We start from the raw sequence: 10,287 nt of genomic DNA on the forward strand, positions 1-10,287 counted from the left end.
GGCCGGCGTCCGGCCCCGACGCGCCCGCCGGGGCCCGCGTCCGGGTGACGCGGGTCGCCGGTGGCACGCTGGTCGTCGAGCCCGAGATCAGGCCGGCTGCATGACCACCGGCGCGGCCTGCCTGACGCCCTCGTCGACATGCGGCTCGAACTGAGCAAAGTTCTCGACGAACTGATCGACCAGCCGGGCGGCGGTATCGTCGTAGCTGCCCTTGTCGGCCCAGGTCTCGCGCGGGTCGAGGATCGTCGCATCCACCCCCGGCACGCTCACCGGAACCTCGAAGCCGAAGTTCGGGTCGGTGCGGAACTCGGCATCGTTGAGGCTGCCGTCCAGCGCCGCCGCCAGCAGCGCGCGCGTTGCCTTGATCGGCATCCGGTGGCCAGTGCCGTATTTGCCGCCGGTCCAGCCGGTATTGACTAGCCAGCAATCCACCCCGCCCTTCGCGATCCGCTCCTTGAGCAGATTGCCGTAGACCCAGGGCTGGCGCGGCATGAACGGCGCGCCGAAACAGGTCGAGAAGGTCGCGTCGGGCTCGACCACGCCGATCTCGGTGCCGGCGACGCGGGCGGTGTAGCCGGACAGGAAATGGTACATTGCCTGATCCGGCGTCAGCTTGGCGATCGGCGGCAGGACGCCATAGGCGTCGGCGGTCAGGAAGATCATGTTGCGCGGCACCGGCCCGAGATTAGCGTCCGACGCATTGGGGATGAAGTCGATCGGATAGGCCGCACGGCTGTTCTCGGCGAGGCTGGCGTCGTCGAGATCGAGCTGGCGGGTTACGCCGTCCATCACCACATTCTCCAACACCGTGCCGAAGCGCTTGGTGGTCGCGAAAATCTCCGGCTCGGCGTCGGCCGACAGGCGGATCATCTTGGCGTAGCAGCCACCCTCGAAGTTGAAGACCGCAGTGTCGGACCAGCCATGCTCGTCGTCGCCGATCAGGGTGCGGCTGGCGTCGGCGCTGAGCGTCGTCTTGCCGGTGCCGGACAGGCCGAAGAACACCGCCGTGTCGCCGTCCGGGCCGATATTGGCCGAGCAATGCATCGGCATCACGCCGGCCGGTGGCAGCAGGTAGTTGAGCAGGCTGAACACCGACTTCTTCATCTCGCCGCCATAGCGGGTGCCGCCGATCAGGATCAGCTTCTCCGTGAAGCTGACCGCGATCACGGTTTCGCTGCGGCAGCCATGCCTATCGGGATCGGCGCGGAAGCTGGGCAGGTCGATGATCGTGTAATCGGCCTCGAACCCCTTCAGCTCATACTCCTCCGGGCGGACCAGCATGGTGCGGATGAACAAGTTGTGCCAGGCGAACTCGTTGATCACCCGGACGCGGACGCGATGCTCGGGCTGCGAGCCGCCGAACAGGTCCTGGACGTACAGGTCCTCCTTGTCGACCAGCGCCTTGACGAAGTCGGCCTTGAGCGCCGCGAAGTGCTCGGGCTCCATCGCCTGGTTGCTCTTGCCCCACCAGATGGTGGACTCGGTCTCGGCGTCGCGGACGATGAAGCGGTCCTTGACCGAGCGGCCGGTATGCGGCCCGGTCTCGACCACCAGCGGACCGTCGGCGGAGAGCTTGCCCTCGCCGCGCGCTACGGCCGCCTCGACCAGCCGTGCGGTGGTCAGGTTCCAGTGCAGGTCGGCCCGGGTCTCGATCCCCTGCCGCTCCAGCCCTGCATCCGGGATTCGCTCGCTCACCATTGCTCTCCTGTCGTCGTGGCCGCTACGGGCCTTTGCTCATGCCATAAGTGCGTCCCTATGGCCGGTCAAACACCGCGATTGAGCATGGGCGGCCTTTGCCGTAAGTCCAGCACTTCCTGCGGCCTTGAGGTCTTGGTTCAGCGCATGACGGCCACGGTCGCGCTCGTCGACGACGATCGCAACATCCTGACATCGGTGTCGATCGCGTTGCAGGCGGAGGGGTTCCTGACGCGGGTCTATTCGGACGGCGAGGCCGCGCTGAAGGCGCTGGTCGACAACCCGCCCGACATCGCCGTCCTCGACATCAAGATGCCGCGGATGGACGGGCTGGAGCTGCTGCGGCGCCTGCGTGAGCGGAGCCGGCTGCCGGTTATCTTCCTGACCAGCAAGGACGACGAGCTGGACGAGGCGCTGGGCCTGGCGATGGGGGCGGACGACTATATCGCCAAGCCGTTCAGCCAGCGCCTGCTGATCGCCCGCATCCGCGCGATCCTACGCCGTGCCGAATTGACACAGCCGGGCGTCGATGGCGCTCCGGACGTAGGAGTGGAGGGCGCGGCCGGGCCGATCGAGCGCGGCCGGCTGAGCATGGACCCCGCCCGCCACCGCACGTTGTGGGCGGGCGAGGTGGTGGTGCTGACCGTCACCGAGTTCCTGATCCTGGAGACGCTCGCCCAGCGGCCGGGCATCGTCAAGACGCGCAACCAGCTGATGGATGCAGCCTATCAGGACGACATCTATGTCGATGACCGCACCATCGACAGCCACATCAAGCGCCTGCGCCGCAAGTTCCGCGCCGTCGATGCCGAGTTCGATGCGATTGAGACGCTGTACGGGGCCGGCTACCGCTTTGCCGACGATTGAGGCCCTGTCGGGCGGTCGGCTGCAGCGCGAAGGTGCTGACCTGACGCTGCGCTGGTCGGGGCAGATCTCGCTCACCCGGCGTATTCTCGCGGTCAACATCGTCGCGCTGCTGCTGCTGGCGGGGGGCTTCTTCTATCTCGACAGCTATCGCAGCCGACTGGTTGACAGCCGCGTCGCCGAGGCGGCGCGTGAGGCGCGGTTGATCGGTGAGGCGATCGCGACCAGTCCGCCCACTGCACGCGATGCGCTGATCGCCCGGCTGGCGCGCGACACCCATGCCCGCGTCCGCGTCTATGATCCGGGGGGCCGCCAACTGGCGGATAGCAGCGCACTGGGCCCGGTCACCTTCAAGCTGATCGACCCGCATACCGAGCGGCGTGGGCAGGATATCGGCCGCTTCATCGACGCGACTATCGACACGATCGTCGGCGCGGCCCGCCCGCCGCTCTATCGCGAGCATGGCGACGGGCTCGGCTGGCCCGACATCGCCGCGGTCCGGCAGAGCGGCCGGGTCGCCACCAGCGTCTGGCGCGCCCCCGATCGCACCCCGGTCATCACCGCCGTCGCAGCGTTGCCCGGTGCGAGCGGCGTCGTGCTGACCGCCAACAACGAGCGCGACATCACCTGGACGGTACGTGCCGAGCGGTTCCGGCTCAGCATGGTGCTGCTGATCGTCACGCTGATGTCGGTGCTGTTGTCGCTGTTCCTGGCGCGCACCATCGTCCGGCCGATCCGCCGGCTGGCCCGCGCCGCGGTGCGCGTGCGGCTGGGCCGCGCGCGCGAAGTGGTGGTGCCACGCCTGCCCTCGCGCCGCGATGAGATCGGGATGCTTGCCCGCGCGCTGTCGGACATGAGCCTGGCTTTGCGCGCGCGCATGGACGCGACCGAGGCGTTCGCGGCCGATGTCACTCATGAGATCAAGAACCCGCTCGCCTCGCTGCGGTCCGCGGTGGAGGGACTTGGCCGGATCAGCGATCCCGATCTGCAGAAGCGGCTGATCGGCATCATCCGCGACGACGTCCACCGGCTCGACCGGCTGATCACCGACATCTCCGACGCGTCGCGGGTCGATGCCCAGCTCAGCCGCACCAAGTTCGTGGCCGTAGACATCGGCGCGCTGCTCGCCGGGCTGGTCGCGCAGCGCCACGACCGGGGCGTCGAGCGCGCGATCCGGCTGCGCTTCGACCGTGTCGTGACCGATCCGTTGCCGGTGCTCGGCGACGGCGCGCGGCTGGAGCGGGTGTTCGAGAACCTACTCGACAACGCCGTCTCCTTCTCGCCCGACGCAGGCGTGGTGAGCGTCAACGCCACGCGGGAGCAGGACGAGCTGGTGATCCGCATCGACGACGAGGGTCCCGGCGTGCCCGCCGACCAGCGCGAGGCGGTGTTCCGCCGATTCCAGTCGATCCGCCCCTCCGGGGAGGCATTCGGCCAGCATTCGGGGCTCGGCCTCGCCATTGCGCGCACCGTCGTCGAGGGGCATCAGGGCTCGATCATGGCCGAATCGCGCGAGGACAGGATGAGCGGTGCGCGCTTCGTGGTGCGCCTGCCGCTGGTGCCGGCAAGCTGATGGCGGCGCTGTCGTCGGAGATGCTGCACGCCACCGCCGTCGCGATCGGCGGCCGCGCGGTGCTGATCGAGGGACCGTCGGGCAGTGGCAAGTCCGACCTCGCCTTGCGGCTGATCGATCGCGGCGCGAAGCTGATCGCCGACGACCGCACTCTGGTGGTGCGCACCCCCGCCGGGCTGGTGGCGCGGCCGCCCCAGACCATACCGCCGCCGCTGGAAGGCAAGATGGAGGTGCGCGGCATCGGCATTGCCGCCCTGCCCCACGCTCCCGAGGCTGCCGTCGCGCTGCTCGTGCGCCTCGATCCCGATCCGCCGCGGCTGCCCGAGCGGCGGCGGCGCACGCTTGCCGGCGTCGAGCTGCGCGTGATCGTCCTCGACCCACGGCCGCCGTCAGCGCCGATCAAGGTCGAACTCGCCCTCGCCCAACCCGGGCTGGAGGACGCGTGACTGTCTCCGCAGCGGGTACGGCCAAGACGATCCTGCTCGTCACCGGCCTGTCGGGGGCGGGCAAGTCGACCGTGCTCAAGACGCTGGAGGACATCGGCTGGGAGACGGTCGACAACCTGCCGCTCGTCCTGCTCGACCGGCTGCTGGAGGCGCCGCTGCCCGCCGGTGCGCCGGGCGACGACCAGCCGCTGGCGATCGGCATCGGCGCGCGCACCCGCGACTTCGACCCGGAGCGCATCGTCCGCAACATCCGCCGCCTCAACGAGGCGCAGAACGGCGAGCAGGGCCGCGAGATCTCGATGCTGTACCTGGATTGCGCCGGCAGCGAGCTGGAGCGGCGCTATTCGGAGACCCGCCGCCGCCATCCGCTCGCGCTCGACCGGCCGGCGAGCGACGGCATCGCCCGCGAGCGGGAGCTGCTCGCGCCGCTGCGCGATTGGGCGAACCGGCTGATCGACACCACCAGTCTTACCGCCAACCAGCTCGCCCAGGCGGTCCGCGCGCAGCTGGCTGCCGACAGCCATGGCGAACCGACGCTGTTGGTGATGTCGTTCGGCTATTCGCGCGGGATGCCGCGCAATGCCGATCTGGTGTTCGACATGCGCTTCCTGCGCAACCCGCATTGGGACCCGCTGCTGCGCCCCGGGACCGGTCTCGATGCCGACGTTGCCGGCTACATCAAGGCCGACCCTGCCTATGAGGAGGCGGTGGCGCGGATCGAGGCGCTGCTGGCGCTGCTGATCCCGCGCTACCGGGCGGAGGGCAAGTCCTACGTCACCGTCGCGATCGGCTGTACCGGCGGGAGACACCGCTCGGTCCATGTCGCCGAGCGGGTCGCGCGCACCTTGCGCGACGGCGGCTTTTCGCCCACCATTGCGCATCGCGACTTGGGCACCGCGCCGCAAGATTCGCTTGAAGGACCGCCTCGCGGCAGATGACCATTTCGTATCTTTGTACCATCACGACCCGACCTCTCGCATGATCGGCCTGGTCCTTGTCACTCACGGTCGCCTGGCCGAGGAGTTTGTGACCGCGATGATCCATGTCGTCGGTCCCCAGGACGGCGTGGCGACGATCGCGATCGGCCCCGACGACGACATGGAGGAGCGCCGCGCCGACATCGCCGCGGCGATCGGCCGCGTGGAGATGGGGCGCGGCGTCATCGTACTCACCGACCTGTTCGGCGGCACCCCCTCCAACCTCGCTATCTCGCTGATGGAGCGCGGGCGGGTCGAGGTGATCGCCGGCATGAACCTGCCGATGCTGATCCGGCTCGGTTCGGCGCGCAAGGCGATGAAGGTGGTCGATGCGGTCGCCGCCGCGCGCGAGGCGGGGCGCAAGTACATCACGGTCGCGTCCGAGGTGTTGGGCGAGGCGGCGGCATGAGGGGAAGGCCTTGAACGCGGTGGTGCGCAGCGTCGTCATCGCCAACCGCCGCGGGCTCCATGCACGGGCCAGCGCCAAGTTCGTCACTCTCGCCGCGACCCAGCCCTGCGAGGTCGAGGTCACCAAGGATGGCGGCGACGGCGGCGTCACCGGCACGTCAATCATGGGGCTGATGATGCTGGGCGCGGCAATGGGCGACACCATCGTCATCAGCGCCAGCGGCGATGGGGCGGCGGTCGCGGTGGAAGCGCTTGCCGAGCTGGTCGAGGCCAAGTTCGGTGAGGAATAGGCGCGCGCCGCGGCAAAGCCGCGTCGTCGGACGGGGAGTTTCGGGTGAACGATGCCCCGCGTTGTTCAGGCCATGCCGGGGGCATGGCCGACCCGAAACTAGCCCCGCCGGCCGGGCGCAGAGAATTCGCCTCGACCTAGCCTATGGCTAGGTCGTAGGCCGCTGCGCCATGCCGCGCCAGATCACCGCCTTCTCCAACCCGACGGTCAAGTACGCTCGCGACCTGCGCGACAAGCGGCACCGGCGGGAGTCGGGTCAGTTTCTCGCCGAGGGGCTGCGCATCCTGACCGAGGCGCGCGAGACCGGGCGGCTGCCGCGCATCCTGTTCTACACCGACCAGAGCGCCAATCATCCGCTGGTCCACGACCTGTCGATCGCGGTCGAGGCGGCTGGCGGTGACTGCATCCAGACCGGTGCCGACATCATCGCCAAGCTGTCGGGCAAGGACAATCCGCAGGCGGTGGTCGGGATATTCGACGAGATCGCGGCGACGCTCGACGATCTCGATCGCAGTGCGGCCGGCATCTGGCTGGTCGCCGAGCGGCTGCGCGATCCGGGCAATCTCGGCACCATCCTGCGCACCGGCGACGCGGTCGGTGCCGGCGGCCTGATCCTGATCGGCGAGTGCGTCGACGCGTTCTCGGTAGAGGCGGTGCGCGCCAGCATGGGGGCGCTGTTCACGGTGCCGGTGGTGAAGACGGAATGGGCGGCGTTCCTGTCATGGCTGCGCGGCGGCCCGGGCCAGCTGATCGGCCTCAGCCTCGACGCCGACGCCGACTACCGCGCTGCTCGGTACGCCGCCCCCACCTTCCTGCTGGTCGGCAACGAGGCTCACGGGATGCCTGCCGACTATGCCGCGGCCTGCGACCTACTGGTACGGCTGCCGATGCTCGGCAAGGCGGACAGCCTCAACGCGGCGGTGGCAACGGCGGTGATGGCGTATGAGGTGCTGGCGCAGCAGCGCGGCTAGGGCTTCGCCCGCTGTTGCGCGATATACTGCAGCTCGCCTTGCGCCTTGAGGTCGCCCGGATTGATCGCCAGCGCCTGCCGATAGCGTTTCTCCGCCTCGTCCAGCTTATGCTCCTCGACCAGCGCATAGCCCTGGCAGCGCAGCGCCGCGCCCTGTTGCAGCATCTTAATGGCGGCCGGCGCGATCGCCGCCGCCTGGGCCGCCCCCTCGCAGGTCGACAACATGCCAGGCCAGTCCTTGTCGAGCCGCAGCAGCTGGCCAAGCTCGGTCTGGTATTGCGCATACATCGGCGCGAGCGCGATCGCCTGCCGGTAGACGGCCTTGGCCTCCGCCGGCTGGCCAAGGTCCACCAGCGCATAGCCCTTGAGGTACAGCGCCGTGCAGTAACCCGGCGGCACCGCCACCGCGCTGGTTTTGTCCTTGGCGGCCATCATCATGTACAACAATGTCTCCTGCGGGCTCATGCCGCAGTAGAGCCGCCGCTTCTCGCTGGCATGGTCCGCATCATACGCGGCAAGGGCAATGGTCAGGATGTCGAGCGCCTGCTGCGGCTCGTGGTCCTTCAACAGCTGAGCGGCAGTGCGCAGGCGCGGCTCGTTCTGCGCTTCGACATCGGCCCTGAGAGGCGACAGAGTCGGTGAAGGGGCGGCCTGCACAGCGAGCAACAGGGCGGTGATCACGGCAATCATGCGGACTTCCTTCCACCGTCATGCTGCGCCGCCGCCGCACCCAACGCAACCCGCACACCTGCTCGACGATTGAGGCGCGATGGCAAAACGCATCCCCTTTGAATATCCCACGCTGGCCGGCCTGCCGATCGGCATGATCGACGACCTGCGGCCCGGTCAGGTCGCAGTGTTCGGCGCGGCCGAAGCGACGCCGTACGATGCCGCGGAGGCCAGCCACTCGGCCCTCGCCCCGGCAGCGATCCGTGCCGCATCGAAGGCGCTGGCCGGGCAGTTGAAGCAGCACGACTTCGACCTTGGCGCGACGCTCGTAACGCCCGAGCGGCCGATCGAGGCGATCGGGGTCGACCTCGCCGACGTCAAGACACGGGTGCGCGATGCGGCCGGCAATCGCGAGCGCATCGCCGCCGCGACTGCGCGCGTGCTTGCGGCGGGCGCGGTGCCGCTGGTGCTGGGTGGCGACGATTCGGTACCGATCCCGGTCCTTGCCGGATTTGCCGACCACGGTCCGGTCACCGTCGTGCAGGTCGATGCGCATGTCGACTGGGCGGACACGATCCGCGGCGAAGGCCAGGGCTATGGCTCGCCGATGCGCCGCGTCGCGGAAATGCCGTGGGTGGCGGGGATGCTGCAGATCGGCATCCGCGGGCTCGGCAGCGGCGAGGCGTGGCAGCATGACGATGCGCGCGCCTGGGGAAGCCAGATCGTGACCAGCCGTGAGTGGCGGCAGCGTGGCGCGGAGGCGGTGCTGGACGTCCTGCCGCAAGGAGGTCGCTATGTGCTGGCGATCGACTGCGACGGGATCGATCCGGCGGTGTTCCCAGCCGTGGCGATGCCGACGCCGGGCGGGCTCGACTATGAGAACGTGTTGGCGTTGCTCCACGGGCTGACCGCACGCGGCACGATCGCGGGGCTGGTGCTGGCGGAATATGTGCCGGAGCGCGACGACGCCTCGCGGTCGTGCGCATTGCTGGCGGCGCGGATCGCGCTGACGGCGATCGGACTGATGCGACGCTGAAGCGCCTAGCCGCCGACCAGGCCCTTCAGGACCGCACGACCGCCGCGTTCGACGACCTTGCCGCCGACCATCGCGTGAATGACGGCTTCGGCATCCTCATCGACGATGACGTCGCCACTGACCATGCCATGAACGCTGACGCGACAGCCGGCGCTGACGACGAGATCGCCCATGACCATGCCGTGCCAGGTCTCATCTCGCCGAAGAACGACGTCATCCATGTGCATTCCGGTCATGCCGTCACTCCGCCGCGTCGGGCAACCGTTGTAGCTCCTCGCCGTAGCGCGCCAGTGCCTCGACCGGTTCCGGCCTGATCAGTTCGCGGGCACCAGTGTCGACATCCAGGTCACGGAATTTACGCGCCGTGACCAAAGCCCGCGATTCGAAGCTGGACACGAAGCTATTGTAGTTGTTGACGGCGCTGGTCAGGCCGGTGCCGACCTTGCGCATGTCCTCGGCGACCTTGGCCAATCGCTCGTACATCTCCTTCCCCAGCGCGCCGATCTCGCGCGCCTGCGTCGCCAATCGCTCCTGCCGCCACACCGCCGCCACCGTCCGCGCGATCGCGATCAGGTTGGTCGGCGTCGCCAGCAGCACCCGCTTGTCAAAGGCAAAGTCCCACAATGTCGGATCATGCTCCAACGCCGCCGACAGGAAATGCTCGCCGGGCACGAACATCACGACGTAATCCACCGCCTCGTCAAACTGGCTCCAATAGGCCTTGTTGCCGAGCGCATTGACGTGCGCGCGCATCGACGCGGCGTGGGCGGACAGCCCCGTCAGCCGCTCGCCCTCGTCCACCGCGCCGAACGCGTCCTGATAGGCGTTGAGCGAAACCTTGGCGTCGATCACCAGCGAAGCGTTGCCCGGCACACGCACGATCACGTCGGGCCGCAGTCGGCCACCGTCGCCACTGTCCACGCTCACCTCGGTGCGGAAGTCGGCATGTTCGGACAGGCCGCACGACTCGAGCACGTTGCGCAGCTGCTGCTCGCCCCAGCGCCCCCGCGCCTTGGGCGCGTTGCGCAGCGCGTTGACCAGCTTCGCCGCCTCGCCCGATACCCGCTCCTGGCCGGTGCGCAGCGCCTCGATCTGACCGTGCAGCAGGCCGAACGCGTCGCGCCGCTCCGCCTCGACCTTTGCGACGCCCTCCTCGTAGCGCTGAAGGCGGTCGCTGACCGGCTGGAGCAGCGCCGAGAGCCGCTGGCCCTGCATCGCCTCCGTCTCGCTCAGCCGCTGCTGGGCGCGGTCGAGGAACTGGGTCTGCGCGCTCTCCAGCGCCTTGGCCGCCGCCGCGCCGAACTGGGCGGTCATGGCGTCGCGCGCGGCCTTCAGCTCGTCCAGCGTCGCCGCATGGGCG

At 69.0% G+C, this 10,287-nt stretch carries 12 protein-coding genes; 8 read left to right on the forward strand and 4 right to left on the reverse strand.

Translation table 11 applies throughout. The features are described from left to right. Positions 1-87 precede the first annotated feature (87 nt). Complete coding sequence (locus HUU96_RS05535) at positions 88-1,698, reverse strand: phosphoenolpyruvate carboxykinase (RefSeq protein WP_174291851.1); 1,611 nt, start codon at positions 1,696-1,698, stop codon at positions 88-90. A gap of 144 nt (positions 1,699-1,842) precedes the next feature. Here HUU96_RS05535 and HUU96_RS05540 point away from each other — a divergent pair, with 144 nt between their 5' ends. The 7 genes from HUU96_RS05540 (at position 1,843) to HUU96_RS05570 (ending at position 7,223) form a co-directional block, all read left to right on the forward strand. Further along, entirely contained in the window at positions 1,843-2,562 is a 720-nt protein-coding gene (locus HUU96_RS05540) for a response regulator transcription factor (protein WP_174291852.1), read from the forward strand. Next, complete coding sequence (locus tag HUU96_RS05545) at positions 2,513-4,132, forward strand: ATP-binding protein (protein ID WP_174291853.1); 1,620 nt, start codon at positions 2,513-2,515, stop codon at positions 4,130-4,132. The genes HUU96_RS05540 and HUU96_RS05545 overlap by 50 nt, the downstream gene beginning before the upstream one ends. Continuing rightward, complete coding sequence (locus tag HUU96_RS05550) at positions 4,129-4,578, forward strand: HPr kinase/phosphorylase (RefSeq protein ID WP_174291862.1); 450 nt, start codon at positions 4,129-4,131, stop codon at positions 4,576-4,578. Before HUU96_RS05545 ends, HUU96_RS05550 begins: the two co-directional genes overlap by 4 nt. Then, complete coding sequence (rapZ, locus tag HUU96_RS05555) at positions 4,575-5,516, forward strand: RNase adapter RapZ (RefSeq protein WP_174291854.1); 942 nt, start codon at positions 4,575-4,577, stop codon at positions 5,514-5,516. Before HUU96_RS05550 ends, rapZ begins: the two co-directional genes overlap by 4 nt. 40 nt (positions 5,517-5,556) lie before the next feature. Then, positions 5,557-5,964 (forward strand): PTS sugar transporter subunit IIA, encoded by a 408-nt coding sequence (locus HUU96_RS05560; protein WP_174291855.1) that lies wholly within the window; start codon positions 5,557-5,559, stop codon positions 5,962-5,964. Positions 5,965-5,974: 10 nt separating this feature from the next. Further along, positions 5,975-6,253, forward strand: coding sequence for an HPr family phosphocarrier protein (locus tag HUU96_RS05565; RefSeq protein WP_254605023.1), 279 nt, complete (start codon positions 5,975-5,977; stop codon positions 6,251-6,253). A gap of 169 nt (positions 6,254-6,422) precedes the next feature. Beyond that, positions 6,423-7,223 carry a TrmH family RNA methyltransferase gene (locus tag HUU96_RS05570; RefSeq protein WP_174291857.1) on the forward strand — a complete coding sequence of 267 codons (801 nt, stop codon included), beginning with the start codon at positions 6,423-6,425 and terminating at the stop codon, positions 7,221-7,223. Here the strand turns inward: HUU96_RS05570 and HUU96_RS05575 are convergent. Then, entirely contained in the window at positions 7,220-7,912 is a 693-nt protein-coding gene (locus HUU96_RS05575) for a tetratricopeptide repeat protein (RefSeq protein ID WP_174291858.1), read from the reverse strand. The genes HUU96_RS05570 and HUU96_RS05575 overlap by 4 nt on opposite strands. A gap of 79 nt (positions 7,913-7,991) precedes the next feature. Here HUU96_RS05575 and HUU96_RS05580 point away from each other — a divergent pair, with 79 nt between their 5' ends. Continuing rightward, the gene (locus HUU96_RS05580) at positions 7,992-8,927 is read left to right on the forward strand and encodes an arginase family protein (RefSeq protein WP_174291859.1); all 936 of its coding nucleotides are present in this window, start codon (positions 7,992-7,994) and stop codon (positions 8,925-8,927) included. Between the two features lie 5 nt (positions 8,928-8,932). Here HUU96_RS05580 and HUU96_RS05585 read toward each other — a convergent pair whose 3' ends face one another. Next, entirely contained in the window at positions 8,933-9,163 is a 231-nt protein-coding gene (locus HUU96_RS05585) for a hypothetical protein (protein WP_174291860.1), read from the reverse strand. Positions 9,164-9,167: 4 nt separating this feature from the next. Then, positions 9,168-10,287: DNA recombination protein RmuC (locus HUU96_RS05590; RefSeq protein ID WP_174291861.1), on the reverse strand; the 1,120-nt coding region annotated here is incomplete at its 5' end.

This window comes from Sphingomonas bacterium, assembly GCF_903644135.1.
Classification (GTDB): domain Bacteria; phylum Pseudomonadota; class Alphaproteobacteria; order Sphingomonadales; family Sphingomonadaceae; genus Sphingomonas.